Origin of the sequence: Xanthomonas sacchari, assembly GCF_040529065.1 — a bacterium.
In the GTDB taxonomy this organism is placed as follows: Bacteria; Pseudomonadota; Gammaproteobacteria; order Xanthomonadales; family Xanthomonadaceae; genus Xanthomonas_A; species Xanthomonas_A sacchari.
Genome location: NZ_CP132343.1, coordinates 4,448,519 through 4,474,149, shown reverse-complemented (window position 1 = coordinate 4,474,149; position 25,631 = coordinate 4,448,519). Strand labels below are relative to the sequence as shown.

The window sequence follows — 25,631 nt, the reverse complement described above, 5'->3', positions numbered from 1 at the left end:
GCGCCTCCCTAATTCCCCGTTGGCGCCGCGCCTGTGCGCGCGGCGTGCATCCCGCAGGAGTCTCCGATGGAAAAGCAGTTCATCCTGGCCATCGACCAGGGCACCACCAGTTCACGCGCGATCCTGTTCGACCGCCAGGGCCGCATCGTCGGCATGGCCCAGCGCGAGTTCTCGCAGATCTTCCCGCAGCCGGGCTGGGTCGAGCACAACCCGCGCGAGATCATGACCAGCGTCTACACCACGATCACCGAACTGCTCAACAACCATCAGGTGGACGCCAGCGCGATCGCCGGCATCGGCATCACCAACCAGCGCGAGACCGCGGTGGTGTGGGACCGCGCCACCGGCCAGCCAATCTACAATGCCATCGTCTGGCAGTCGCGGCAGACCAAGGACATCTGCGACCAGCTCAAGGCCGACGGCCACGAGGACATGGTGCGGGCCAAGACCGGCCTGCTGATCGATGCGTACTTTTCCGGCACCAAGGTCAAGTGGATCCTCGACCACGTCGACGGCGCGCGCGAACGCGCGCAGCGCGGCGAGCTGGCCTTCGGCACCATCGACAGCTGGCTGATCTGGAACCTCACCGGCGGCAAGGTCCACGTCACCGACTACACCAATGCCTCGCGCACGCTGCTGTACAACATCCATGAACTGCGCTGGGACGAGGAACTGCTGCAGCTGCTCGACATCCCCGCCTCGATGCTGCCGGAGGTGCGCTCGTCCAGCGAGATCTACGGCAACACCCAGGGCCAGTATTTCTACGGCCACGCCGTGCCGATCGCCGGCATCGCCGGCGACCAGCAGGCGGCGCTGTTCGGCCAGGCTTGCTTCGAGCCGGGCATGGCCAAGAACACCTACGGCACCGGCTGTTTCATGCTGATGAACACCGGCGAGAAGGCGGTGGCGTCGAAGAACGGCCTGCTCACCACCATCGCCTGGGGCGTGGACGGCAAGGTCGAGTACGCGCTGGAAGGCGCGATCTTCGTCGCCGGCTCGGTGGTGCAATGGCTGCGCGACGGTCTGCGCATGCTCGGCAAGGCCAGCGACTCGCAGGCCTACGCGGAGCGCGCCGGCGACAACGATGGCGTGTACTTCGTGCCGGCCTTCGTCGGCCTGGGCGCGCCGTACTGGCGCAGCGACATCCGCGGCGCGGTGTTCGGCCTGACCCGCGGCACCACCAAGGAACATTTCATCCGCGCCGCCATCGAATCGATGGCCTACCAGACCCGCGACGTGCTGACCGCGATGCAGGTCGATTCGGGCATCGAGCTGAAGGAACTGCGCGCCGACGGCGGCGCCATCGCCAACGACTTCATGGCGCAGTTCCAAAGCGACATCCTCGACGTGCCGGTGCTGCGCCCGGAGGTGGCCGAGACCACCGCGCTCGGTGCGGCCTACCTGGCCGGCCTGGCCACCGGGTTCTGGAAGGACCGTGCGGAGATCGCCCAGCAGTGGGCGGTGGACCGCCGCTTCGAGCCGGACATGCCGGCCGAGCGTCGCGAAGCGCTGTACGCCGGCTGGCAGCAGGCGGTGGAGGCGACGATGGGGTTCCGGATTCGCTGAGGCGAGCAAGACACGTAGGCGTGGTTTCGACCGCGACCGGGCGTTCCTGGGAAAGCCTGGTCGCGGCTGAAGCCACTCCTACGACGGTGGAGTCTCTCCGCGCGGCGATGGTTCAGACGTACTGCGTCGGCCCGTGCGGACCCGGCACCGGGGCGTCGACGTCGCCGACGGGATCCTGGATCGGCGGGATGGTCGGATCGATCGGCTGGTCGGGAGTCGGATCGATCGGGCGATCCGGGGTCGGGTCGACACCCGGATTCGGCACCTGGCCCGGCACCTCGTTCGGTGGCTGCTGCGGATCCTGGCCGGGATTGGGCGATTGCATGTGCATGGGCGTCTCCGTGCGATGAGGGTCCAGCGTGCGCGCTGGGCCGGTGGTTGCGGGTGAAGCGCACGGCAACGGTGGATGAAAGGCTAGCCAATCCGCGCGCCTCGCCGCCGCGATCGGCAGGCTTGTCGCTGGCGCCGACTCCAACGCTCCGGCATGCTGGCGCCGCATGCGCCACTACGACCTGGTCATCTTCGATTTCGACGGCACCCTGGCCGACTCGTTTCCCTGGTTCCTGGCGACCATCAACGGCGTCGCCGACGAATTCGGCTTCCGCCGCTTCGACGTGGCGCGGCTGGATGAGATCCGCAGCCTGAGTGCACGCGAGCTGATGGCGCGCAGCGGCCTGCGCTGGTGGCGGGTGCCGGCGGTGGCGCAACGCATGCGCACGCTGATGAGCGCGCAGATCGAGCGCATCGCGCTGTTCGACGGCGTCGCCGAGTTGCTCGCGCAGCTGGCGCAGGCCGGCGTGCACCTGGCCCTGGTCACGTCCAACAGCCACGCCAACGTCGAGCGCGTGCTCGGCCCGGCGCTGCTCGCGCAGTTCCGCGACGTGCGCTGCGGCGCGGCGGTGCTGGGCAAGCGCCGCAAGCTGCGCGCCAGCCTGCGTGCCTGCGGCGTTCCCGCCGCGCGGGCGCTGTGCGTGGGCGACGAGATCCGCGATGCCGAGGCCGCGCGCCAGGCCGGCATCGCGTTTGCCGGCGTGGCCTGGGGCTACACCTTGCCGGCCGCGTTGCAGCTACACACGCCGCTGCCATTGCTGCAGCGGCCGGACGCGCTGCGGTCCCTGGTGCTGGGTACCGGTGCCTGCACGCAGTCGCGTCCGGCGCAGGCAGGCGCGCGCGGCGCCTGCGAGGCTGTGGGCGGCGACGCATGACGTGGCTGCCCTATGTGGTCGCGGGCGTGATCACCGTCGTCTTCCTCGGCAGCGCCGCCCTGTCGATCGGCGCGCTGTATCGCTTGGGGCGCAACCAGGTGACGGCCCTGCTGGAGGCTTCGTTCCGCGAGCAGGCGTTTCCGGGCGAGCACGGGCCGTTGCGTGGCAGCGACCTGACCGTGGTCAAGCGATCCAAGCAGACCATCGAGGGTAGCTACAGCCATGTGTATTCGATCGCGCCGGGTGCCGCGCTGCAGACCGCCGATGCGTTCTGGTACTGCGTTGGGCCGGGACCGAGCTGGTTCCTGGCCATTCCGGTGGTGACGTCCGGCTTCGGCGAGGCGCAGGTGCGCTGGATCGTGCGGCCGATGACCGAGGGGCGCATGCGCGTGGCGCTGCAGTTCGACCGCAAGGCGACCCGCCTGGCCTTCGGCACGCGGCCGGCTGCGCGCTGAGTCCGCCGACCCGAGCGAGGCAGCCAGGCGCGCACGGCGCGAAGGGACCTGTCGATCGCGTCCTCGCGCCGCCCCTTTGTCCTCGGCGTGCCCGGTGGCATGCGCCATGACCGACTCCGCGGGATCCAGAGGCGCATCGAGTGCCATCGGCCTGCGCCGACCTGCTCGGCCGGGCGCCGAGCGGAATTGCTGCGCTGCAGGTTGATTGTTCACTTGTGATTGCTATATTCATATGCGAACAGTCGCCGCGCCATCGCCATTCCGGGCGTGCATGCTGCGGCCTTCCTTCATCGCGCCCGACCCCGGGCAGAGGCGTGCCATGCGTGACCCCAGCAACTTCCGTCCCTCGCGCGTCCGTGGGCGATCCGCTGTGGCCGTCGTTGCGGATGTGCGCGCATGGCGCTGAGCGCTGTCGCCGCCGACGCCACTCTGGCGCCGCGCGCGCTGGGCCGCAGTGGCGTGCAGTTGTCCACCCTGGGCTTCGGCGCCGCGCCGATCGGCAATCTGTACGCCGAGGTGGACGATGCGGTGGCGCTGGCCGCGGTGGCCGATGCCTATGCCGCCGGCATCCGCCATTTCGACACCGCGCCGTACTACGGCTACGGGCTGAGCGAGCAACGCCTGGGGCAGGGCCTGCGCGGGCTGCCGCGCGCCAGCTACACGCTCTCGACCAAGGTCGGGCGCTGCGTCTACGACGATGCCGCGGCCGCGCCAGGGCGCGATGGCTTCGCCGTGGCCGGGCGCCGCGCCGAATTCGACTACAGCCGCGACGGCGTGCTGCGTGCCTTCGAAAGCAGCCTGCAGCGGCTCGGCACCGATCACATCGATGTGCTGCTGCTGCACGACATCGGCCGCCTGACCCACGGCGAGCGCCATCCGGCCATGCTGCGGCAGGCGCTGGACGAAGCGCTGCCGACGATGGCCGCGCTGAAGGCGCAGGGCGCGTGCCGGGCGATCGGCATCGGCGTCAACGAGGAAGACGTGGCGGTGGAACTGATGCCGCTGTTCCCGCTCGACTGCGTGATGCTGGCCGGCCGCTACACCCTGCTCGAACAGCACGCCGCGCAGCGGATCATGGCGCAGGCGCTGCAGCGGCAGGTCGGCATCCTGGTGGCCGGGCCGTACAGTTCCGGGCTGCTGAGCGATGCGCGCGGGCCGGGCGAGACCTACAACTACGCGCCGGTGGATGCGGCCACGCTGCAGCACGCGCAGCGCCTGTTCGCGGCCTGTGCGGCACACGGCGTGGACGTGGGCGCGGCGGCGCTGCAGTTCCCGCTTGCGCATCCGGCGGTGAGCGCGGTGGTCGCGGGCATGCGCACGTCGGCGGAAGTGGCCAGCGCCGCCACGCGCCTGCGCGCGGCGATTCCCGGGGCGCTGTGGCAACAGCTGCGCGACGACGACCTGCTGCGTGCGCCGGTGCCGACGCCGTGACCATCATCGACGCCCATGTGCATTTCTGGCGCCTGGCGCGTGGCGACTATGCCTGGCTGACCCCGGACCTGGGCGTGCTGTACCGCGATTACCTGCCCGAGGACCTGGCCGCGACGCTCGACACGCACGGCGTGACCGCGCTGGTGGCGGTGCAGGCGGCGCAGAGCGAGGCGGAAACCCGCTATCTGCTGCAGCTGGCGCGGACCGAGCCGCGCATCGTCGGCGTGGTCGGCTGGGTGGATTTCGACACCGCCGACGTCGCCGCGCGCATCGCCGCGCTGTGCGCCGACGGCGCCGGCCTGCTCAAGGGGCTGCGGCCGATGGTGCAGGACCTGGCCGATCCGCAGTGGCTGGCGCAGCCGCAGCTGGATGCGGCCTTCGACGCGCTGCTGCAGCACGACCTGGCCTTCGATGCGCTGGTGCGGCCGCTGCACCTGCCGGCGCTGCTGGCACGGCTGCAGCGTCACCCTCACTTGCGCGTGGTGCTGGACCATGCCGCCAAGCCCGCCATCGGCGGTGCCGACTTCCGGGCCTGGGCCGATGGCGTGGTGCAGCTGGCGCAGCACCCCAACGTGGTGTGCAAACTGTCCGGCCTGCTCACCGAACTGCCGGCCGATGCCGCCCTCGACACTCCGCTGCTGGCGCCCTACGTGGCGCACCTGTTCGCCTGCTTCGGCGCGCAGCGGCTGCTGTGGGGCAGCGACTGGCCGGTGCTGACCCAACGCGCCGACTACGCCGCGTGGATGGCGCTGGCGCAGGCCTGGGTCGCGCAGCATGCCGCCGGCGCTGCCGAGGCGGTGTTTGCCGGCACTGCGCGGCGCGTCTATCGCCTGTCCGATCCGATTGCTTCCTCCCCCACCTGGAGTCCCGCCCCATGACCACGTTCGTGTCCGTTTCCGGGAGCCGCGCATGAGCGGCCGTCTGCAAGGCAAGCGTTGCCTGATCACCGCCGCCGGCGCCGGCATCGGCCGCGAGAGCGCACTGGCCTGCGCGCGCGAAGGCGCGCAGGTGCTGGCCACCGACATCGACGCCGCCGCGCTGCAGGCGCTGGCCGCCGAGTCCGACGGCATCGTCACGCAGACGCTGGACGTCACCGATCCCGCCGCGATCCAGGCGCTGGTGGCGGCGCAGCCGACCTTCGACGTGCTGTTCAACTGCGCCGGCTACGTGCACCAGGGCAGCATCCTCGACTGCGACGCGTCGGCCTGGAAGCGCTCGTTCGCGATCAACGTCGATGCGATGTACTACCTGTGCCAGGCGGTGCTGCCGGGCATGCTCGCGCAGGGCCGCGGCAGCATCGTCAACATGTCCTCGGTGGCGTCCAGCATCAAGGGCGTGCCCAACCGCTTCGCCTACGGCGTGACCAAGGCGGCGGTGATCGGCCTGAGCAAGGCCATCGCCGCCGACTACGTGGCCAAGGGCATCCGCTGCAACGCGATCTGCCCCGGCACGATCAAGACGCCGTCGCTGGGCGAGCGGGTCAAGGCACTGGGCGGCGACGAGCAGGCGGTGTGGAAGAGCTTCACCGACCGCCAGCCGATGGGCCGCCTGGGCGACCCGCGCGAGATCGCGCAACTGGTGGTGTACCTGGCCTCGGACGACTCCTCGTTCACCACCGGCCAGACCCACATCATCGACGGCGGCTGGTCGAACTGACTGCGCCTTCCCACTACGACAGAGGATTTCCCCATGAAACTGCTGCGTTACGGCGAACCCGGCCACGAACGCCCGGCCCTGCTCGATGCCGACGGCCACCTGCGCGACCTCTCGGCGGTGATCGACGACATCGCCGGCGAGCATCTCACCGCCGCCGGCCTGGCCAGGCTGCGCGCGCTCGATCCGGCCACGCTGCCGCAGGTGGACGGCGAGGTGCGCTACGGCGCCGCCGTGGGCCGTGTCGGCAAGTTCATCTGCGTCGGGCTGAACTACGCCGACCACGCCGCCGAGTCGGGCATGGCGGTGCCGGAGATGCCGGTGTTGTTCATGAAGGCCACCAGCGCGATCAGCGGCCCCAACGACACCGTGACGATCCCGCGCGGTTCGCTCAAGACCGACTGGGAAGTGGAGCTGGGCGTGGTGATCGGCGATACCGCGCGCGACGTGTCGGTGGACGAGGCGCTGTCGCACGTCGCCGGCTATGCGGTGATCAACGACCTGTCCGAGCGCGCGTTCCAGCTGGAGCACGGCGGGCAGTGGGTGAAGGGCAAGAGTTGCGACGGCTTCGGCCCGATCGGCCCGTGGCTGGTCACCGCCGACGAGGTGCCGGATCCGCAGAACCTGTCGATGTGGCTGGAGGTCAACGGCCACCGCTACCAGAACGGCAGCACCCGCACGATGGTGTTCGGCGTGGCCGAGCTGGTCAGCCACATCAGCCGCTACATGACGCTGTTGCCGGGCGACGTGATCAGCACCGGCACGCCGCCGGGCGTGGGCCTGGGGCAGAAGCCGCAGGTGTACCTGAAGCCGGGCGACGTGATGCGGCTGGGCATCGAAGGCCTGGGCGAGCAACGCCAGGCCGTGGTCGCGCATCCGCGCGACGCGCAGTAAGCAACGCGCGAGATGTAAGCCCCTCTCCCCTCGGGAGAGGGGTTGGGGGTGAGGGTCCGGGGCGAAGCCACCTCGCCATGCATTCCGGTGCGGCTTTCGCTCGCGAGAGAGCAATCCCGCTGCTTGTTCCTCGCTTCGTTCTTGTTTCACAGGGTCGGCTGCAGTCCTGCACCACCGCACCCTCACCCCAACCCCTCTCCCGGGGGGAGAGGGGCTGCTCCATCGTTGTTTTCGACCGTTCCTCTTTCCGCCTCACCGACCAGGATCCCCATGAGCAAAATCGTCGCGCTCGAGACCTTCGACGTCCGTTTCCCCACCTCGCGCGAACTGGACGGTTCCGATGCGATGAATCCGGATCCGGATTATTCGGCCGCCTATCTGCGCCTGCGCACCGACGCCGACGACGGCCTGGCCGGCTACGGCCTGGCCTTCACCATCGGCCGCGGCAACGACGTGCAGAGCGCGGCGGTGGCGGCGCTGGCGCATCACGTGGTCGGCCGCGACGTGGAGACGGTGATCGGCGACTTGGGCGGGTTCGCGCGCAGCCTCACCGACGACTCGCAGCTGCGCTGGCTGGGCCCGGAGAAGGGCGTGATGCACATGGCCATCGGCGCCGTGGTCAACGCCGCCTGGGACATGGCCGCGCGTCGCGCCGGCAAGCCGCTGTGGCGCTTCATCGCCGAGCTGTCGCCGGAGCAACTGGTGGCCGCGATCGACTTCCGCTACCTCAGCGACGCGCTGACCCCCGACGAGGCGCTGGCCATGTTACGCGCCGCCGAACCGCTGCGCGCCGAACGTATCCAGACGTTGCTGGAACAGGGCTATCCGGCCTACACCACCTCGCCGGGCTGGCTCGGCTATTCCGACGAGAAGCTGGTGCGCCTGGCCAAGGAAGCGGTGGCCGATGGCTTCCGCACCATCAAGCTCAAGGTCGGCGCCAACGTGGAGGACGACATCCGCCGCTGCCGCCTGGCGCGCGCCGCGATCGGCCCGGACATCGCCATGGCGGTGGACGCCAACCAGCGCTGGGACGTGGGCCCGGCGATCGCCTGGATGCGCCAGCTCGCCGAGTTCGACATCGCCTGGATCGAGGAGCCGACCAGCCCCGACGACGTGCTCGGCCACGCCGCGATCCGCCGCGGTATTGCGCCGGTGCCGGTGTCCACCGGCGAGCACACCCAGAACCGGGTGGTGTTCAAGCAGTTGCTGCAGGCCGGCGCGGTGGACCTGATCCAGATCGATGCCGCGCGCGTGGGCGGCGTCAACGAGAACCTGGCGATCCTGTTGCTGGCGGCCAAGTTCGGCGTGCGCGTGTTCCCGCATGCCGGCGGCGTGGGCCTGTGCGAACTGGTGCAACACCTGGCGATGGCCGATTTCGTCGCCATCACCGGCAAGATGGAAGACCGCGCGATCGAGTTCGTCGACCACCTGCACCAGCACTTCGTCGATCCGGTGCGGATCGTCCACGGCCGCTATCTGGCGCCGACCACGCCGGGCTTCTCGGCCGAGATGCACGCCGCCTCGGTCAGCCAGTTCCTGTACCCGGACGGCCCGTTCTGGAGCGCGGATCTGGCGGCGCAGGGCGGCGAGGTTTGCCGCCTAGGTGCGTTTCCGCTGACGGAAGCGCACCGGCGGCGTTGAAGCGGTCGCGGCTGAAGCCGCTCCTACGACAGCGCCAGTGGCCCCGGATCGCTTTTCGTAGGAGCGGCTTCAGCCGCGACAAACGAAGCGGCACTGCAACCGCCTGCACCAGCGGTCAAGACCGACATCCCGCTCGCAATCGCCTCAGTCCGCGCTCTTGCGCTCAAGTTCCGCCAGCGCCGCCTGTAACGAAAAGATCTGCAGCGCCTCGCGCCATTTCTCGCCAGGCGCCGAGCCGGGCAGCGGCTTCTGGAAGCGCCACATCAACTCCTCCCACGCCTGAACGCGCGGGTTGGCGGCGTCGGCGGCGGCTTTCGCCGCGGGCGAATAGTCCTCGTCCACCTCCATCAGCATCACCAGGCGATCGCCGCAGCGGTGGATGTCCAGCTCGCGGATGCCGGCGTCACGCAGCGAGGCGACGATCTCCGACCACACGGTGTCGGGACGGTGCCAGCGTTCGTATTCGGCGATCAGCGCCGGGTCCTCGTGCAGGTCCAGCAGGTAGCAATGACGCGGCATGGCTCAGGCTCCACGGGCAGAGGGCAGGGACGCCGCGTCGCGGCGCGCCGCGTGGAGCGCGAAGCCGAGGATCACCGCGAAGCCGACGGCGGGCACCGCCAGCGCCCAGTGGATGCCGGCATGGTCGGACACCGCGCCCATCACCGCGGTCAGCGCGGCGCCGCCGATGATCGCCATGACGATCAGCGACGCACCCAGCTTGCGCGCATCGTCGTCCAGTCCGTCCAGGCCCAGGGCGAAGATGGTCGGGAACATCACCGACATGAACAGACTGCTGGCGACCAGCGCATACAGGCCGATCCAGCCCGGCAGCGCCACCGCCACCGCGCACAGCAGCAGGTTGAGCAGGGCGAACACGCCCAGCAGCCGCGCCGGCGCCAGGAACCGCAGCAGCGCGGTGCCGATGAAGCGGCCGGCCATGAACAGCACCAGCGACAGGGTGAGGAAATCGGCGGCGGTCTTTTCCGGGGTGCCCGGCACGCCGTCCTGCAGGTAGCGGATCAGGTAGCTCCAGATGCCGACCTGCGCGCCGACGTAGAAGAACTGCGCGACCACCGCGAACACGAAGCGGCCATTGCGCCGCAGCTGGCCGAAGCCACCGGCGCGCGCGCCCTCGCCATCGGCGCGGGTGGCCGGGAAGCGGGTCAGCCCGATCAGCAGCGCCCACAGCAGCACCACCGCGCCGATGATCAGGTACGGCGTCTGCACCGCCAGCGACTCGGTGGCGAAGAACGCCTCGCGCGCGGCCGGTGCCATCGCCGCCAGTTCCTGCGGGGTGTGCTCCACGCCGGAGAGGATGAAGTGCTGACCGACCAGGATGCCGGTGATCGAACCCAGCGGATTGAACGCCTGCGCCAGGTTCAGCCGCCGCGCCGCGCCCTCGGCGGGGCCGAGCACGGTGACCAGCGGGTTGGCGGTGGTTTCCAGAAAGGCCAGGCCGCTGGCGATGACGAACAGCGCCAGCAGGAACAGCCAGTAGGTGTGCACCTGCGCGGCGGGGTAGAACAGGAACGCGCCGACCGCGTACAGCAGCAGGCCCAGCACCACCGCGGCCTTGTAGCTGTAGCGGCGCATGAACATCGCCGCCGGGATCGCGAACACGAAGTAGCCCAGGTAGAAGGCGCTCTGCACCAGCCCGGCCTGCAGGTCGCTCAGCTCGAAGGCCTTCTTGAACTGCTTGATCAGGATGTCGTTGAGGTTGTTCGCCATGCCCCAGAGGAAGAACAGGCTGACGATCAGGACCAACGGCGCTAGCGCGGTCCGGGTGAGACTGGCGGACGCCGGTGTGGCGGATTCGCTGCTGTAGTGCATTGCCGCCTACCCCTCCCAAGGTGTGCCGCGTCGCGTTCGGATTGTCGGCGGAGCGTACTGCGCCGACGAGTGCCATGCAAATATAAAATTTGAGTTCATATGTGCATGAGGCGATCGGCGCCAATCCCTGCAGCGCAGGCCGCCATGGTGCGGCCCGGCGCGGCGTCCCTGTACCCTAGTCCTCTTCACCTGCTGCCGGGCCCTCGACGGAATGACCACCCCCTTGCCCAAGTACCGCGCGCCCGCCCTGGACAAGGGGCTGGACATCCTGGAGCTGCTGGCGCGCGACGGGCGGCCGATGAGCATGGGCGAGATCTCGCAGGGCATCGGCCGTTCGCGCGGCGAGATTTTCCGCATGCTGCAGGTGCTGGAAGAGCGCGGCTACCTGACCCGCACCGCGGGCGAGGGCGGCTACACGCTGACCAACCGCCTGTTCATGCTCGGCATGCAGCAGCCGCGGGTGCAGAACGTCACCGAGGTGGCGCTGCCGGTGATGCGCGCGCTGGCCGACGCGATTCGCCAGCCCTGCCACCTGGTGGCGCCGTCGGACGACCAGATCGTGGTCATCGCGCAGATGGACGTGCCCAGCGACCTCGGCCTGGTGGTGCGCCCCGGCCACCGCCGCCCGTTCGCGCATTCCACCTCGGGCCTGGTGCTGTTCGCGTTCCAGCCGGCCGATGCGCAGGCGCAGTTGCTGCAGCGCCTGGACGCCAGCGAGGTGGCGTACGACCGCGCCGCGTTCCTGGCTGCGGCGCAGGAGGTGCACGCGCTGGGCTACAGCATCCATCCCAGCGAGGCGGTGGTCGGCGTGATCGATCTCACCGCGCCGATCCTGCAGCACGGCGTCGCCCGCTACACCCTGACCGTGCCCTTCATCGAACGTCGCCCGCAACCGATCGACGCGCAGGCCGCGATGCGCGCGGTGTGCGATGCCGCGGCGCAGATCAGTGCGGCGTTGGCGTAGGTGCGGCGTTCCTGGCGATTCCGAAGCTGGGGTGCCTTGACGGCGTGCAAGAAGCGAGCGGTGAAGTGCCCCGCGCACCGGAATCACCGGGCAATTACCTGGTGCAAGCCTCAAGAAGGCGATCTGTGGCATGCTCAGTTCTCGGTGGCGGTGCTGGGGAGCACGGTCCGTGCGTTACCACCTCGTGGCACCAGCCCAACCATTCATTCAATCCGAACCCGCGTCGCGGTGCGGCTTAACTCGTGTTTTAGGCGACAGAAAAAGATGACCTCAACCGCACGCAAAGTTCTCGGCGACCTTGAGGCAGCGCACCAGTTTCTAGAGTTGGAGAGCGATGCTCTGCGTTTTCGGATTACTTGGGTAGCTGCAATGGCTCTTTGTCGTTCGGTCGGTCATGTTCTCGACAAGGTTGATTCACGCACAAGCCCTGGGCTTTCGATCGCTATAAAGCAAGCTTGGGCTTCCTGGCATGACGATCGCGAACAACACAAGATCTTTCATAATTTCATTGAGAGCGAGCGTAACGCCGTCTTGAAAGAGTATGAGGTCGGTTTCATGTCCGGGCGGGCGGCCTTTGTTGTCATCCCTGGCATGACCATGACAACGCTGCCGGACGAGCTATTCTGTCCGCTTGCCGCGGGGCCTTATGAGGGCGAGGATTGCAGGGATGTTCTTGCGATGGCGATTGGCTGGTGGCAAGTGCAACTTCGAGAGATTGAACATGCAGCTACCGCCTAACAATTCGTTCAAGCCGAAGCTGCTCCGCTGCCGGGCTTAACTCAAACCTTCGCCGACTGAATTGTCTGCGGAAGTGTGGCGCTCAGGAAAATTCCTGACCGACGTGCCGCCCCTCGTACGTCGATCATGCGATGCATCCCACATGCCGCTTTTGTAGTGCCGCGCGCCCAGCATGCGGCAAGGTCAGCGCATGCCCGTGCCTGCGCTGCATGCCCCCATATGCGCCACACCGCTGGAATGCGCGCCCACGGTGCACGTGACTCGCTCCCCAGCCTGATCACGCAGTCGCTGCGCATGCGCGCAAAGCGTTGACCATCGCACCAAGGCTGCGCAGCCTGCAGGGAACACGGCGACACAGGCACACGGCATGGCACGGCGGTTTCCCTGGAGTTGGTTGGCGTTGCTGGCGGCCTGCGCGCTGGTGCTGGTGCTGGCTTGGCAGAACCGTGGCTTGCGCGAGGAACGGCGCTGGTTCGTCACCCGCACCACCGAGCCGTATCCGGGCATGTACGTGCCGCGCATTGATGTCACTGCGGTCGATGGCACGCCATTGACGCTCGGCGTGCCGTCCGCCGTCGGCGTGCCGTCCGCCGACCGCCAGGTGCTGTTCTTCTTCACCACCACCTGCCCGTACTGCAAGCGCTCGGCGCCGCAGATCGTGCAGGCGGCGCAGCGGTTGGCCGCGCAGCAGCCGCGCGTGCAGGTGCTGGGCGTGTGCCAGTGCAGCCCCGAGCAGGCGCAGCGCTACGCTGCCGAGCACGGCTTTACGTTCCCGGTGACCACGTTGACCGATCGCCGCGCGGTGATGCTGTTCCGCGCGCGCAACGTGCCGACGCTGCTTGCCCTGGACCGCGAGGGGCGCGTGCGCTATGCGCGCGTCGGCGTCTTCGAGACCACGGAGCGGATGCAGGACCTGATGGCCGCAGTGCGCAGCACGGAGGCGCCACCGGCCTTGGCAACCATCGAGGAGTAAGCCATGAAACAGCGTTGGACAGCGTTACGCAACGGGATGCTTGCGGCCGTGTTCCTGGCCAGCATGGGCTTCGGCGCCGTACAGGCGACCGCCGGCGACGGCATCGAGAAGGAGGCGGCCTGCAGCGCCTGGGCCTGCCAGCAGGAGTGCGCGCCGTTCGGCGGCGAGTTGGGGCCGGGCGGACCAGGAAAGCCGTTGGTCTGCTACTGCTGCGGCTGAGCAGCGCCGGAGCCGGCCGCGCCAGGCCGGCTCCGGTACCGGAGATGCAATGGCGGCGATCACGCATCGCAGTGAGCGTACGCAGCAGTGCGCTTCCGCCATCACCTTGGCCAATCTGCACGGCACGTCTGGTACGCGATCGCGCCCCACGGAACCGCCAGCCGCCGACGATTCACGCGGGTTTGCGCGGGCAATGGGCATGGTGGAGCGCAGACCAACCAGGAGCGCTTCATGACCTCACCCTTTCATCCCGTCCGCCTGTCCCTGCTCGCCGCGCTGACTGCCGTGGCATTGAGCGGCTGCGGCAAGCCCGGCGACCAGGCATCGCGCACCGCACCGGCCACCTCGCCGGAGCCCACCGCCGCGCCGGTCGGTGGCGAAAGCGGACGCGCACCGATCGGCGGCGACGCCTCGGCCAAGGCGATGCTGCAGGTGCTGGAGGGCAACGTGGTGGCGCTGTCGAAGCAGGCGCTGTCGCGCAACGTCAGCAAGACCGTGGCCGACTTCGCCCGCGAGACCATCGCCGTGCACCACGACGCCGACCCGGCCAAGGCCGGCAAGGGCGGCCCAGGCGATGCGGAGAAGATCGAAGCGCAGGTGGCCAAGGGCCGCGCGCAGCTGCAGGCGCTGGGCGATGAAAAAGACAACTCTGCCTACATGAACGCCTATGCCGCGGCGGTGGTGCGGCAGTACTCCGATGCGCTGTCGGTGATCGATGCCGAATTGGTGCCGGCGGCCAAGGAAGACGCCACCCGCCAGGAACTGCAGCAGGCGCGCAAGCGCATCGCCGAGCAACTGGAGCGCGCGCAGGCGCTGGCCTCGGCGCGCTACTGAGCACCTAGCCCCTCTCCCGTTTGGCCGACAGGGTGCGGCCTGCGCGCCATTGGCGCGCGCACCCTGGAGCGCCCGCGCTGCAAGCGCGGGCCGGGGCGCGGAGCGGGGGTTGGGGTGACGATACGGCGCGAAGCGACTTGCAGAGTGCGTGTGTACGAGGCTGGGAACGCGGCGTCCTCTCGCATCGGTGACACCCCTTAGCCGTCGGCAGCGACCGCGCGCGACGCCGGCCGCTCCTCGCGCCCATCCGGATGTCGCGCGAAACGGGTCGGGTCGCTGCCGTGCACCGGCGCCTCGTCCCGCCATGGCCAGCCGCCGAACTGGGTGCGGCGATAGTCGGCCATGGCCTGGGCGATCTCGGCCTGGGTGTTCATCACGAACGGACCGTGTTGGGCCACCGGTTCGGCGATCGGTCGGCCTTGCAGCACCAGGAACTCGCTCGCCTCGCCATCGCCATTGACCAACTCGACCGCCTGATCGGCGCGCAGCTCGATCGCCGCGTGGCGGGTCACCGGGCGCCCGCCCACCGTCACCGCTGCGCCCTTGAAGAAGTACAGGCTGCGGCGCGTGCCGCGGCCTTGTGCGGCGGGCAGGGTCCAGCGTGCGCCGGGTGCCATGCGGATCGTCCAGATGGCCACATCGGCATCGTCCTGCGCGGCCCACGAATCCGGTGGCGGCGCGAGCGGGCCGCCGGCGCTGCCGGGCGCGGCGTCGACCGGGCCGATGCGGCCGGCCACGCAGGTCACCTCGGTGGTGCGGCCGGCGTCGTCGGTAGCCGTGAAGCGCGGCAGGTCTTCCGACCAGAACATGGTGAAGTGCGGCGCGGCCAGCTTATTGCGCGCCGGCAGGTTGAGCCAGATCTGGAACAGCTCCAGCGGGTTGGGCGCCGCCGTGTCCAGCAACGGAAACATCTCCGAATGCACGATGCCCGCGCCGGCCGTCACCCACTGCACGTCGCCGGCGCCGAAGCGCGCCGCCGCACCGAGCGAGTCGGCATGGTCGATCAGGCCCTTGCGCACGATGGTCACGGTCTCGAATCCGCGGTGCGGATGACCGGGAAAGCCGGGAATCTCCTCGCCGTGATACATGCTCCAGCCGTCCTTGCGGCTGAAGTCCTGGCCGATGGCGCGGCCGTGCAGGGGCGCCGCCGGGCCCATTGCGCCGTTGCCGGCGGGGTAGGCATCGTCGTGGTAGACGCAGAACAGGAACGGGTCGATCGTGTCCCAAGGGAAGCCAAGCGGCTTGATCTGGACGATGGGGTCGGTCATGGCGAGATCCTTCATGCGAACGCCGCCCAAGAATTGGACGCGGCAACCTTCACGATATGGGGCGATGCCGATGGAACGGAAGGTCGGTCCGAAGGACATCCTGTCCCGCACGGGAAACGCTGGGATGCGCGGCCGCCGCTCGCGTGGCGAGGGCGCAGGCGCGGTGACCGGCCGCGTTGCATGCCCCGATCGCGCGAACCCGGCAGTCAGCGGTGAACTGAATGCTTGCCGGGGCGCAACCGCTCCGCTGCGCCCGCAGGACCCGTGCGTCATCGGACTGTCATCGCCGAGGACCAGCATCGCAGCCTTTCCGAATCGCCGGCCGCCGATGGCGCCGGCACTGCGAGTGGCTGGTGCGTTCCGAACCCCTGCCGGCGTTGTCGCGGCTGTTCCTGCAATGGCGGCCGTCGCTGAGCCGCTATTTCCGCAAGCGCCGCGCCGCGGCCTGGGATACCGACGACCTGCTGCAGGAAGTGTGGCTGCGGCTGCAGCGCAGCGAGGCGCACGCGCCGGAGATCGCCAATCCCGAAGCCTACCTGTTCACCATCGCCGCCAACCTGATGCGCGAGCACGCGCTGCTGCACCAGCGCAACAGCCAGCGCGACACCTGCCTGGACGATGTGCTGGAGCGGCTGGCGGTGCCCTGCGAAGCCGATGCGCAGGTGCATCGCGCGCAACGCCGGCAGCGCCTGGCCGAACTGATGGCGCGGCTGCCGCCGAAGTGCCGCGCGGCGATGACGCTGCGCTACCGCGACGAACTGGGCTACCAGGAGATCGCCGAGCAACTGCAGATCTCCAGCCACATGGTCAAGAAATACATCATCAAAGGCCTGGCGGTGTGCCGGCAGGGCATGGCGCGCTATGCGTGAGGATGCGCAGCGCGTCGCCGAGGCGGCCGCGGACTGGTACCTGGCGCAGCGCGAGACCGCGCTGCCGCCGGCGCGGCAGGCCGAGTTCCTGGCCTGGCTGCGGCACTCGCCGGCGCACGTGGCCGCCTATTTCGACATCGCGCGGATGCACGGCGACCTGCCGTCCGCCGCGCAGGCGCAGCAGGCCAGCAGTGCGCAACTGCGCGCGCATGCCTTGCGCAGCGGGGCAGTGGTGGTGCCGTTGCGGCCGGATGTGGATACGCCGATGTCGGTGGCACACCCGCGGCGTGTCCTGCCACGGCGCAGGCGCTGGCCGCTGGCCGCCGCCGCCGTGCTCGCGCTGGCCGCCGCGGGCGTTGCGCTGCGCCTGAGCGCGCCGGAGCCGGTGCCGGCGACGGTGTACGCCGCCCCGGCGGACGCGGCGCGCAGCGTCGCCCTGGACGACGGCAGCGTGGTGCAACTGGACCGCGGCGGTGCGATCGCGGTGCGCTACGGCGCGCAGCGTCGCGACATCGCCCTGCTGCGCGGCAAGGCGGTGTTCGATCTCGGCCATGATCCGGCGCGGCCGCTGCGGGTCAGTGTCGGTACGCTGGTGCTGCGCGACGTCGGCACGGTGTTCGGGGTCGACCCGCAGGCCGGCGGCGCGCGCGTCACCGTGCTGCAGGGGCGGGTGCAGGTGTCGCGCGATACCCCGGCGTGGTGGCACCGCGGCGACCTGCCGTCGGAGGGGACGACGCTGGCCGACCTGGGCGGCGGCCAGCAGGCGCGGGTGGATGCACAGGGCCGCGTGCTGGCGCGGCGCGACCATGCCGACATCGCCGACGCCACCGCCTGGCTGCCGGCGCAGGTCGGCGTGCACGATCGCAGCCTGGGCGAGGTGGCGCGCCTGTTCAATGCCTACACCACGCAGCCGCTGCGCATCGCCGACCCGGCGCTGGCGGCGCGGCGGGTCAGCGGCGTGTTCCACCTGCGCGACCCGGAGGCCTTCGTCGCGTATCTCGGCAGCCTGCCGGACGTGCAGGTGCAGCGCGACGCGCACGCGGTGACCATCCGCCACGCACCTGCGCCGCTGTAAGAAAAAATTCACGCAATCGACGGTAGCCGCACGGCGCACCGGGGCACTCCTAGGAAGCATGGCCGCCGCGCAGCACGCACGGGGCCGCCCTTCCTCCCCTCCGGTGTGATCGTCATGCGCAAGCCTCTCGTCGTCTCCATTGCCCTGCTGTTGGGCAGTCTGTCTTCGCTGCCGGCCTGGTCGGCGCCCGCCGCCACGGCCCAAGCCATCGCGCCCATGCCGCTGGCGCAGGCGCTGGACCAGTTCGCGCGCAGCAGCGGGCTGCAACTGATGTACGACCCGGCGCTGGCCGAAGGCCTGCGCAGCAGCGGCGCGCCGGCCGGCCTGGCGCCGCCGCAGCAACTGCATGCCTTGCTCGCCGGCACCGGCCTGGACTACCGCATGCTGACGCCCGGCTCGGTCGCCATCGTGCGCAGCAGCGTCGCCGCCGCGCCGGCCGCCGCGCCGCGGGCGCCGCGCAGCGCCGCCCCGGCGCACGCCGAGGCCGATGGGGAACACGACGGCCCGCGCGAACTGGCGCCGATCAACGTCACCGCCAACAGTGTCGACACGCTGGCGCCCAGCGCCGCGCCGCTGGAGGCGAGCCAGCCGACCTCGGTGATCGACGAACGCTTCATCCGCGACGGCCTGCGCCTGAATTCCAACTACGACGACATCATCAAGTACGCGCCCAGCGTGGTGACCACTTCGCCGGAAGGCCCCGGCCTGGGCAAGAACGAGGGCATCAGCATCCGCGGTTTCCAGGACGGCCAGTTCAACATCACCTTCGACGGCATCCCCTTCGGCGATGCCAGCGACCTGCACCACACCACCTCGGCCTACTTCAACAACCACGTGCTCGGCCAGGCCGAGATCGACCGCGGCCCCGGCGGTGGCGCCACCATCGGCAACGCCACCTTCGGCGGCACCCTGGCGCTGCGCACGCGCAATCCCAGCGAGGTCGACGGGGTCACCGTCTACGGCACTGGTGGCAGCTGGAACACCTGGGCCGGCGGCGTCAGCGCCGACGAGCACATCGGCAACACGCGCCTGTTCGCGGACCTGTCCAAGGAAGCCAGTGATACCTACCTCAAGGGCACCGACGACCGCCGCGAACATGCCTTCCTCAAGACCGTCACCGACCTGGGCGAGGCGACCACGCTGACCTTCGTCAGCAGCTACAACCAGGAACACCAGAACACCGTGCAGGGCGCCACCCGTGCGCAGATCGCGCAGCACGGGTGGCGCTATGGCCTGGGCAACGATCCGACCCTGCAGAACTACACCGGCTACAACGCCGCCGCCTACTACTCCAGCTTCACCTATCTGGGCCTGAGCACGCGCCTGGGCGAGTGGGACCTGGACAACAAGGTCTACTACAACAGCTTCGACCACACCGCTTCCAAGACCAGCATCCCCACCAGCGAGAGCGCTGCCGACAACGGCGTGACCTTCTACGGTGCGACCGGCAAGAAGCTGTCCAAGGCCGCCAAGGACGTGCCTGGCAAGCTCTCGGACAACGATTTCCGCGCCTTCGGCGATGTGCTGCGGCTGGCCCGCGACCTGGGACCGGGCCAGTTGCAGACCGGCGTGTGGGTGGAGCGCAACCTGGACGAGCGCCAGCAGTTGCCGGTGGACATGACCACCGGCGCGGCCAGCGGCACCAAGTACGGCCCGCTGTACAACTACAACCTGCACGACCGTACCGACACCCTGCAGCCGTACCTGCAGTACGACTGGAAGCTCAGCGACAGCCTGACCCTCAGCCCAGGCCTGCGCTACGCGCGGGTGCAGCGCCAACTCGATGCCGAGCTCAACAAGAGCACGCCGCCGGCGCCGGCGCACAGCGAGGCCAGCTACGACGCCACGCTGCCGTCGCTGAGCCTGCACCAGAGCTTCAACGAGCACTGGAGCGGCTACGTGCAGGCCGCGCGCGGCTTCCTGGCGCCGCCGATCGACGTGATCGAACTCAACGGCGCCCGTGGCCTGCGCCCGGAACTGACCAGCAACTACCAGCTCGGCACCAGCTATGCCGCGCGTGGCCTGACCTTCGGCGCCGACATCTACTACATCGACTTCAGCAACTACATCAGCCAGACCCTGATCAATACCGACAGCGGCACCGAGAGCGCCTTCGTCAACGGCGGCGGTGCGGTGTACCGCGGCGCCGAGGCCGAGGCCACCTACGCGCTGACGCCGATCCTGAGCCTGTACGCCAACGCCAGCTACAACGACGCCACCTACAAGCACAGCAGCACCCAGGTCGCCGGCACGCCGCGGGTGACCGCCGCCCTGGGCCTGCTGTACAACAGCGGCACCGGCTATTTCGGTTCGCTGATGGAGAAGGTGGTGGGCGCGCAGTACGGTGTGGACAACACCACCGCGGCCAACGGCGCCACCGTGTTCGGCAACGACCAGCGCCTGGGCGGCTACGCCAGCCTGGATGCGGCGCTGGGCTATCGCAGCACGCACGGGCCGTACGGCCTGAAGGGCTACTCGATCAGCATGGACGTCAACAACCTGCTGAACCGGCATGCGCTGATCGGCTACGCCGGCACCCGTTCCTCCGACAACCAGCCGCTGTACTTCGGCCTGGCCGGGCGCGGCGTGTTCCTCGACCTGTCGCTGAAGTTCTGAGGCCGGCCATGTTCGCTTCCCGATTCGCACGACTGCGCAACGGATGGCGCCTGGCTGCGGTGCTGTGCGTCGCCAGCGCCGCCTGGCCGGCGGCGGCATCGCCCAAGGCGCCCACCGCACCGGATGCCGCGCAGGTGCGCCTGACGATCGTGGTGATGCGCCATGGCGTGCGCGCACCGACGCAATCGCCAGACGACCTGGCCAAGTACGCCGCGCAACCCTGGCCGCAATGGCCGGTGGCGCCCGGTCAGCTCACGGCGCACGGTGCCGCCGGCATGCAGGCGCTGGGCGCGCGCTACCGACAGCGCTGGCTGGCCACCGCGGTGCTGGCGCCGGACTGCGCCGCGTCCGGTGCGGTGGTGATCGGCGACAGCACGCCGCGCAACCACGACAGCGCGGCGGCCTTCACCGAGGGACTGCTGCCGGGGTGCCAGGCGCATTACCTCGCATTGCCGACGACGCAGAACAACCCGCTGTTCCATTTCGGCAAGGACGAGGACAAGGACGACGATGCGCCCGCACCGCCGCTACACCTGGACGCGGCCACGCGCGCGCGGCTGCGCGCGCTGCAGCAGGTGCTGTCCGGCTGCGCGGGGTCGACCTGCGCTGCGCAGGCCTCGCTGCGCCTGGACGATCCGCAGCGGCTGCAGGATCCGGCGCAGGCGGCCAAGGTCTTGAAGACCGCCGGCAGCCTGGCCGAGAACCTGATGCTGGAGTATGCGCAGGGCCTGCCGTTGCCGCAGGTGGCCTGGGGTCGCGCCGATGCCGCGGCGCTGCAGCGGCTGATTGGCCTGCACAACGCCTCCTTCGCCTACAGCAAGCGCGCGCTGCCGGCGGCGCGTGCCGGCGGCTCCAACCTGCTCGCGCACTTGCTGGCGACGCTGCAGGCCGCGGCCGGGCAGACCCCGGCGGTGGCGCCGCTGGCGCCGGCGGACACGCGCGCGCTGGTGCTGCTGGGCCACGACACCAACCTGGCGCATCTGGCCGGCCTGTTCGGCATCGACCCGTTGGTGCCCGGCCAGCCGGACGCGTATCCGCCGGGTGGTGCGCTGCTGCTGGAACTGGTGCGGTACGACGGCCACGACTTCCTGCAACTGCGCAGCGTGGTGCCGACCCTGCCGGCGCTGCGCGGCAACCGCTTCGACGGCCGCGGCCTGCGCGAACGGCGCTGGCCGTTGCCCGGCTGCGGTGGCCGCCTGCGCTGCCCGCTGGCGATCGCGCTGCCGGCGTTGCAGGCACGGCTGGATCCGCAGCGGGTCGAGGCTGCCGTGCCGCCGATGACCGAGTGGCCGGCGCAGGCGGCGCCGGTGGGCGAGTAGACGCGCCCGCCTTGTGCTTGCACGCTCGCGTGAGCGCGGCGTCAGGCCTGGGCCTTTGGCGGTGCAGGTGACTGGCGGCCATCTTCGCGCGCGTCGCGACTGAAGTCGCTCCCACAGGGGCGTGCGGCGAGCCCGCCGGGTGCACTGTGGGAGGGACTTCAGTCCCGACTTCAGGCAGCGTGACTGATGCAGACACGCCTTTCGCGCACTTCATCGCGAACACCGCCCGCCGTCACGGACCACTCAGCGCGAAGGGTCGATCATCGCGGTTCCCCCACGCGCCTGCGCCTGCGTGCGCCGCGCTCTTTGCCAGGACCCCGCCATGTCCCCGATCCACGCCGCCGCGCTCCCCGACACCATGACCGCGATCGAAATCCGCCAGCCCGGAGCGCCCGAGGTGCTGGTCCCGGTGCGCGTGCCGTTGCCGCACCCCGGGCGCGGCGAACTGCTGGTGCGGGTGGCCGCGGCCGGCGTCAATCGTCCCGACGTGATGCAGCGCCAGGGCAGCTATCCGCCGCCGCCGGGCGCCTCGCCGCTGCCGGGGCTGGAGTTTGCCGGAGAGGTGGTCGGCCTCGGCGACGGCGTGGAGCGCTACCGGCTGAGCGACCAGGTCTGCGCGCTGGTCGCCGGCGGCGGCTACGCCGAGTACGCGGTGGTGCACGAGCGCAACGCCCTGCCGGTGCCGGCGGCGCTGAGCCTGACCGAGGCCGCGGCGGTGCCGGAAACCTTCTTCACCGTGTGGACCAACGTGTTCCAGCGCGGCCGCCTGCAGTCCGGCGAGACCTTGCTGGTGCACGGCGGCACCTCCGGCATCGGCAGCGTCGCCACGCTGCTCGGTCGGGCCTTCGGTGCGCGGGTGATCAGCACCGTGGGCTCGGCCGACAAGCGCGCGGCCAGCCTGGCGCTGGGCGCGGAGGCGGCGATCCTGTATCGCGAGGAGGACTTCGTCGCCGAGACCATGCGCCTCACCGAGGGCCGCGGCGCGGACGTGATCGTGGACCTGATCGGCGGCGACTACCTGGCGCGCAACTACCAGGCCGCGGCGCTGGACGGGCGCATCGTGCAGATCGGCATCCAGCAGGGCAAGGTGCGCGAACTGGACCTGATGCCGCTGCTGGCCAAGCGCCTGACCCACACTGGCTCGACCCTGCGTCCGCGCTCGGTGATGGAAAAGGCGGCGATCGCGCGGGAACTGGAGGAGCGGGTGTGGCCGTTGCTGGCAGAGGGTCGTATCAAGCCGCAGGTGGACCGGTGCTTCCCGCTGCACGAGGCGGCGCAGGCGCATGCGCTGATGGAATCCAGCGCGCATATCGGCAAGATCGTACTGGTGACGGACGCGCGGTGAACCCAGGCGTCGGTCGCGGCTGCCCGTGGCTGTCGTAGGAGCGGCTTCAGCCGCGACGGGCTTCACCGGGAAGGCCCATCGCGGCTGAAGCCGCTCCTACATGCGATCCCGGTTTTGATGGAAGGCCACCCTTGTGGCCACCGCGCGTGCAGGTGTTCCGCACCCCCTCGCAACACATCCGCGCCAACACGCTGGCCCGGTTCAAGCGCCGCGCCGTATAGTGCGCCGCACGCGCGGTGGTCCGCGCTTGCCCGTGCCGGTCCCTGCGTGCGCCTGCTGCCCCGTTCCGCGTCCCCGTCTTCCCTGTTGCGTTGCGTCCTGCTGCTGTTGTGGCTGTGCGCGGCGGTGGCCTCCGCCCAGCCGCAGGATACCGCCGACGCGCCGCCGGACCCGCAGACCCTGCTGGACAACGCCGCCAAGTCGCTGAAGGATGCGCGCGGCAAGGAAGTGGATGCCGGCAACCAGGCCGCCTTCCAGGACCTGGTCACGCAGGTCTCCGACGCCTCCAACGATGCGCAGACCGCCGCCGATGCGCTCTCGCAGCAGTTGGCGCAGGTCAATGCGCGCCTGCAGCAGCTCGGTCCGGCCGCCACCGGCGATTCGCCCGACATCGCCGCGCAGCGCAAGGCGCTGACCAAGCAGCGCGACGCCCTGGACTCGGGCGTCAAGCGCGGCAAGCTGATGGTGGTGGAGGCAAGGCAGCTGGCCGACGACATCGAACGTGCGCGCGCCGAGCATTTCAGCCAGGAGCTGTCGCTGCGCTCGCCGTCGCCGTTGTCGCCGACGCTGTGGAAGCAGATCGCCGACGACTTTCCCGACGACCAGGCCAAGTTGCTGGCGCTGTATGCGCTCGGCCAGCAGTCGCTGCAGAGCGCGCTCGCCGAACATGGCAACGGCGCGCTCGGCATCGGCATCGCCATCGCGGTGATCCTGCTGTTCCCGCTGCGCTACCTGCTGCGCTGGCTGGGCAAGCGTTACGCGGTGTCGCGCGCGCCGGGCAGCCGCCTGCGCCGCTCCGGCCTGGCGATCTGGTTCTTGCTGCTGGGGACCTTGACCCCGGGTCTGGCCGCGCTGGCGCTGGCCGAGGCCCTGCGCAGCATCGATGCGGTGCCCGAGCGCCTGGATGCGGTGCTCAATGGGTTCGTGTGGGTCAGCTTCGCCGCCGCCTTCATGGGCTCGCTCGGCGCCAGCGTGCTGCTGCCGAACCAGCCGAGCTGGCGGCTGTTCCCGATCGACGACGCCACCGCGCGGCGCCTGCGCAAGTACACCTGGGCCACCGCGGCGCTGGCCTGGCTCAGCAGCATGCTGCTGGTGATCAACCAGGCCGCGCGCACCAGCGACTCGGCCACCGTCGCCGCCGACGGGGTGATCGCGCTGGTCTACGGCGTGCTGATCCTGGCGACGTTGACCAGCCTGACGCGGCTGCGCCGGCGCCAGTACGCCGAGGCGGCGGCGCAGGCGCTGGCCAACGACCAGCCGCCGCCGCCCGGCCAGCACGGCGGGGTGCTCGCGCTGATCGGCGTGCTTGTCAAGGTCGCGGTGGTGGTGGCGCTGCTGGCGGCGCTGCTGGGCTACTTGCACCTGGGCCTGTTCATCACCCGGCAGATCATCTGGATCACCATGATCGTCGGCGCGGTGCGGCTGCTGATGACCTTCGCCGACGACTTCGCGCTGTGGCTGTTCGCCAGCGAAGGCCGCATCGGCCGCGCCGCCAACGGCGCGCTGGGGGTGCGCTCGAGCAGCCTGGAGCAGGCCGGGGTGCTGACCTCGGCGCTGCTGCGGGTGGTGCTGCTCCTGATCGGCATCGGCGCGCTGCTGATGCCGTTCGGCACCAATGTCTCGATCATCTCGGACTGGTTCTCACTGCTGTCCGACGGCATCCGCGTCAGCGACAAGGTGGTGCTGTACCCGGGCGCGATCGCGCGCTCCGTGCTGGTGCTGCTGCTCGGCCTGGGCGTCATGCAATACCTGCATCGCTGGCTGACCCAGACCTATCTGCCCAAGACCGAACTGGACGACGGCTCGCGCAACTCGATCAGCACGGTGGCGCGCTACGTCGGCATCATCCTGGCGGCGTTGTGGGCGCTGGCCGCGCTGGGCATCGGCCTGGAGCGGATCGCGCTGGTGGTCAGCGCGCTGTCGGTCGGTATCGGCTTCGGCCTGCAGTCGATCACCCAGAACTTCGTGTCCGGCCTGATCCTGCTCGCCGAGCGTCCGGTCAAGATCGGCGACTGGATCAAGATCGGCGACCAGGAAGGCGACGTGCGCCGGATCAGCGTGCGCGCCACCGAGATCCAGGTCGGCGACCGCTCCACCCTGATCGTGCCCAACTCGGAACTGATCACCAAGACCCTGCGCAACATGACCCTGGCCGGGCCGCTGGGGCGGGTGCAGATCCAGTTCGCGGTGTCGCTGGGCACCGACGTGGTCAAGCTGCGCGCCATCCTGCTGGAACTGTACGCGGCGCATCAGGGCGTGCTGGACGACCCGGCGCCGTCGGTGTTCATCGACTCCATCGCCAACGGCCACGTCACCCTTAACAGCTTCGCCTACGTGGCCTCGCCGCGGCTGACCTACGGCACCCGCAGCGAACTGTTCTTCGCCCTGCTGCAGCGCCTGGCCGAGGAGGGCATCGCGCTGGAGTCGCCGCAGGAAGTGAAGCTTTTACGCGATCCTCAGGCGTAGCCGGGATTCGGGAGTGGGGATTCGGGAGTGGGGATTCGGGATTGGTGGAGC

General features: G+C 69.9%; 23 protein-coding genes. 19 read left to right on the top strand and 4 right to left on the bottom strand.

The window, feature by feature from the left end; translation table 11 throughout:
- The first annotated feature begins 66 nt into the window (after positions 1–66).
- Positions 67–1,566, top strand: coding sequence for a glycerol kinase GlpK (gene glpK, locus RAB71_RS18935; protein WP_010342417.1), 1,500 nt, complete (start codon positions 67–69; stop codon positions 1,564–1,566).
- A 112-nt stretch (positions 1,567–1,678) separates the two neighbouring features.
- Here the strand turns inward: glpK and RAB71_RS18930 are convergent, their stop codons facing one another.
- The gene (locus RAB71_RS18930) at positions 1,679–1,897 is read right to left on the bottom strand and encodes a hypothetical protein (RefSeq protein WP_010342416.1); all 219 of its coding nucleotides are present in this window, start codon (positions 1,895–1,897) and stop codon (positions 1,679–1,681) included.
- A gap of 166 nt (positions 1,898–2,063) precedes the next feature.
- Between RAB71_RS18930 and RAB71_RS18925 the strand changes: the two genes are divergently transcribed.
- The 7 genes from RAB71_RS18925 to RAB71_RS18895 all read left to right on the top strand — a co-directional run bounded on the left by RAB71_RS18925 (position 2,064) and on the right by RAB71_RS18895 (position 8,845).
- Positions 2,064–2,771 carry an HAD hydrolase-like protein gene (locus RAB71_RS18925; RefSeq protein ID WP_010342415.1) on the top strand — a complete coding sequence of 236 codons (708 nt, stop codon included), beginning with the start codon at positions 2,064–2,066 and terminating at the stop codon, positions 2,769–2,771.
- Positions 2,768–3,226: a hypothetical protein gene (locus RAB71_RS18920; protein WP_010342414.1), complete on the top strand. Its 459-nt coding sequence runs from the start codon at positions 2,768–2,770 to the stop codon at positions 3,224–3,226. Before RAB71_RS18925 ends, RAB71_RS18920 begins: the two co-directional genes overlap by 4 nt.
- A 396-nt stretch (positions 3,227–3,622) precedes the next feature.
- The gene (locus tag RAB71_RS18915) at positions 3,623–4,657 is read left to right on the top strand and encodes an aldo/keto reductase (RefSeq protein ID WP_010342413.1); all 1,035 of its coding nucleotides are present in this window, start codon (positions 3,623–3,625) and stop codon (positions 4,655–4,657) included.
- Positions 4,654–5,535, top strand: coding sequence for an amidohydrolase (locus RAB71_RS18910; RefSeq protein ID WP_010342412.1), 882 nt, complete (start codon positions 4,654–4,656; stop codon positions 5,533–5,535). Before RAB71_RS18915 ends, RAB71_RS18910 begins: the two co-directional genes overlap by 4 nt.
- A 31-nt stretch (positions 5,536–5,566) precedes the next feature.
- Entirely contained in the window at positions 5,567–6,313 is a 747-nt protein-coding gene (locus tag RAB71_RS18905; RefSeq protein ID WP_010342411.1) for an SDR family oxidoreductase, read from the top strand.
- A 33-nt stretch (positions 6,314–6,346) separates the two neighbouring features.
- Complete coding sequence (locus RAB71_RS18900; RefSeq protein WP_010342410.1) at positions 6,347–7,204, top strand: fumarylacetoacetate hydrolase family protein; 858 nt, start codon at positions 6,347–6,349, stop codon at positions 7,202–7,204.
- Between the two features lie 270 nt (positions 7,205–7,474).
- A complete protein-coding gene (locus RAB71_RS18895; protein ID WP_010342409.1) occupies positions 7,475–8,845 on the top strand; it encodes an L-fuconate dehydratase in 1,371 nt (456 codons plus the stop codon).
- Between the two features lie 144 nt (positions 8,846–8,989).
- On the opposite strand, the gene RAB71_RS18890 is transcribed toward RAB71_RS18895, so the two are convergent.
- Both RAB71_RS18890 and fucP read right to left on the bottom strand, forming a co-directional pair.
- Positions 8,990–9,364, bottom strand: a complete 375-nt coding sequence (locus RAB71_RS18890; protein ID WP_010342408.1) for an L-rhamnose mutarotase — start codon at positions 9,362–9,364, stop codon at positions 8,990–8,992.
- Between the two features lie 3 nt (positions 9,365–9,367).
- A complete protein-coding gene (gene fucP / locus RAB71_RS18885; RefSeq protein ID WP_010342407.1) occupies positions 9,368–10,675 on the bottom strand; it encodes an L-fucose:H+ symporter permease in 1,308 nt (435 codons plus the stop codon).
- A gap of 211 nt (positions 10,676–10,886) precedes the next feature.
- On the opposite strand from fucP, the gene RAB71_RS18880 reads away from it, so the two are divergent.
- The 5 genes from RAB71_RS18880 (at position 10,887) to RAB71_RS18860 (ending at position 14,403) form a co-directional block, all read left to right on the top strand.
- Complete coding sequence (locus tag RAB71_RS18880; protein ID WP_017910861.1) at positions 10,887–11,639, top strand: IclR family transcriptional regulator; 753 nt, start codon at positions 10,887–10,889, stop codon at positions 11,637–11,639.
- 264 nt (positions 11,640–11,903) lie between these two features.
- Positions 11,904–12,377 carry a hypothetical protein gene (locus tag RAB71_RS18875; RefSeq protein ID WP_138985738.1) on the top strand — a complete coding sequence of 158 codons (474 nt, stop codon included), beginning with the start codon at positions 11,904–11,906 and terminating at the stop codon, positions 12,375–12,377.
- Between the two features lie 394 nt (positions 12,378–12,771).
- Positions 12,772–13,350, top strand: coding sequence for a peroxiredoxin (locus RAB71_RS18870; RefSeq protein WP_029562007.1), 579 nt, complete (start codon positions 12,772–12,774; stop codon positions 13,348–13,350).
- A 3-nt stretch (positions 13,351–13,353) separates the two neighbouring features.
- Entirely contained in the window at positions 13,354–13,569 is a 216-nt protein-coding gene (locus RAB71_RS18865; protein ID WP_026143700.1) for a hypothetical protein, read from the top strand.
- Positions 13,570–13,800: 231 nt separating this feature from the next.
- Positions 13,801–14,403, top strand: a complete 603-nt coding sequence (locus RAB71_RS18860) for a hypothetical protein (protein WP_010342403.1) — start codon at positions 13,801–13,803, stop codon at positions 14,401–14,403.
- Positions 14,404–14,600: 197 nt separating this feature from the next.
- Here the strand turns inward: RAB71_RS18860 and RAB71_RS18855 are convergent, their stop codons facing one another.
- Entirely contained in the window at positions 14,601–15,671 is a 1,071-nt protein-coding gene (locus RAB71_RS18855; RefSeq protein ID WP_236614895.1) for a pirin family protein, read from the bottom strand.
- Positions 15,672–16,024: 353 nt separating this feature from the next.
- Here RAB71_RS18855 and RAB71_RS18850 point away from each other — a divergent pair, with 353 nt between their 5' ends.
- The 6 genes from RAB71_RS18850 to RAB71_RS18825 all read left to right on the top strand — a co-directional run bounded on the left by RAB71_RS18850 (position 16,025) and on the right by RAB71_RS18825 (position 25,580).
- Positions 16,025–16,540: an RNA polymerase sigma factor gene (locus RAB71_RS18850; RefSeq protein WP_010342400.1), complete on the top strand. Its 516-nt coding sequence runs from the start codon at positions 16,025–16,027 to the stop codon at positions 16,538–16,540.
- Positions 16,533–17,615 (top strand): FecR domain-containing protein, encoded by a 1,083-nt coding sequence (locus tag RAB71_RS18845; RefSeq protein WP_104609572.1) that lies wholly within the window; start codon positions 16,533–16,535, stop codon positions 17,613–17,615. Before RAB71_RS18850 ends, RAB71_RS18845 begins: the two co-directional genes overlap by 8 nt.
- Before the next feature lie 114 nt (positions 17,616–17,729).
- Positions 17,730–20,231, top strand: coding sequence for a TonB-dependent receptor (locus tag RAB71_RS18840; RefSeq protein WP_104609571.1), 2,502 nt, complete (start codon positions 17,730–17,732; stop codon positions 20,229–20,231).
- Positions 20,232–20,239: 8 nt separating this feature from the next.
- The gene (locus RAB71_RS18835) at positions 20,240–21,550 is read left to right on the top strand and encodes a histidine-type phosphatase (protein WP_010340952.1); all 1,311 of its coding nucleotides are present in this window, start codon (positions 20,240–20,242) and stop codon (positions 21,548–21,550) included.
- A 322-nt stretch (positions 21,551–21,872) separates the two neighbouring features.
- On the top strand, positions 21,873–22,895 hold the full coding sequence (locus RAB71_RS18830) for an NAD(P)H-quinone oxidoreductase (protein ID WP_010340954.1): 1,023 nt from the start codon (positions 21,873–21,875) through the stop codon (positions 22,893–22,895).
- Between the two features lie 306 nt (positions 22,896–23,201).
- Complete coding sequence (locus tag RAB71_RS18825; protein ID WP_010340956.1) at positions 23,202–25,580, top strand: DUF3772 domain-containing protein; 2,379 nt, start codon at positions 23,202–23,204, stop codon at positions 25,578–25,580.
- The last annotated feature ends 51 nt before the right edge of the window (positions 25,581–25,631 follow it).

Coding starts and splice junctions, on each gene's coding strand:
- glpK (WP_010342417.1), top strand. CDS start 67: ATGGAAAAGCAGTTCATCCTGGCCATCGACCAGGGCACCACCAGTTCA.
- RAB71_RS18930 (WP_010342416.1), bottom strand. CDS start 1,897: ATGCACATGCAATCGCCCAATCCCGGCCAGGATCCGCAGCAGCCACCG.
- RAB71_RS18925 (WP_010342415.1), top strand. CDS start 2,064: ATGCGCCACTACGACCTGGTCATCTTCGATTTCGACGGCACCCTGGCC.
- RAB71_RS18920 (WP_010342414.1), top strand. CDS start 2,768: ATGACGTGGCTGCCCTATGTGGTCGCGGGCGTGATCACCGTCGTCTTC.
- RAB71_RS18915 (WP_010342413.1), top strand. CDS start 3,623: ATGGCGCTGAGCGCTGTCGCCGCCGACGCCACTCTGGCGCCGCGCGCG.
- RAB71_RS18905 (WP_010342411.1), top strand. CDS start 5,567: ATGAGCGGCCGTCTGCAAGGCAAGCGTTGCCTGATCACCGCCGCCGGC.
- RAB71_RS18900 (WP_010342410.1), top strand. CDS start 6,347: ATGAAACTGCTGCGTTACGGCGAACCCGGCCACGAACGCCCGGCCCTG.
- RAB71_RS18895 (WP_010342409.1), top strand. CDS start 7,475: ATGAGCAAAATCGTCGCGCTCGAGACCTTCGACGTCCGTTTCCCCACC.
- RAB71_RS18890 (WP_010342408.1), bottom strand. CDS start 9,364: ATGCCGCGTCATTGCTACCTGCTGGACCTGCACGAGGACCCGGCGCTG.
- fucP (WP_010342407.1), bottom strand. CDS start 10,675: ATGCACTACAGCAGCGAATCCGCCACACCGGCGTCCGCCAGTCTCACC.
- RAB71_RS18880 (WP_017910861.1), top strand. CDS start 10,887: ATGACCACCCCCTTGCCCAAGTACCGCGCGCCCGCCCTGGACAAGGGG.
- RAB71_RS18875 (WP_138985738.1), top strand. CDS start 11,904: ATGACCTCAACCGCACGCAAAGTTCTCGGCGACCTTGAGGCAGCGCAC.
- RAB71_RS18865 (WP_026143700.1), top strand. CDS start 13,354: ATGAAACAGCGTTGGACAGCGTTACGCAACGGGATGCTTGCGGCCGTG.
- RAB71_RS18860 (WP_010342403.1), top strand. CDS start 13,801: ATGACCTCACCCTTTCATCCCGTCCGCCTGTCCCTGCTCGCCGCGCTG.
- RAB71_RS18855 (WP_236614895.1), bottom strand. CDS start 15,671: ATGACCGACCCCATCGTCCAGATCAAGCCGCTTGGCTTCCCTTGGGAC.
- RAB71_RS18845 (WP_104609572.1), top strand. CDS start 16,533: ATGCGTGAGGATGCGCAGCGCGTCGCCGAGGCGGCCGCGGACTGGTAC.
- RAB71_RS18840 (WP_104609571.1), top strand. CDS start 17,730: ATGCGCAAGCCTCTCGTCGTCTCCATTGCCCTGCTGTTGGGCAGTCTG.
- RAB71_RS18835 (WP_010340952.1), top strand. CDS start 20,240: ATGTTCGCTTCCCGATTCGCACGACTGCGCAACGGATGGCGCCTGGCT.
- RAB71_RS18830 (WP_010340954.1), top strand. CDS start 21,873: ATGTCCCCGATCCACGCCGCCGCGCTCCCCGACACCATGACCGCGATC.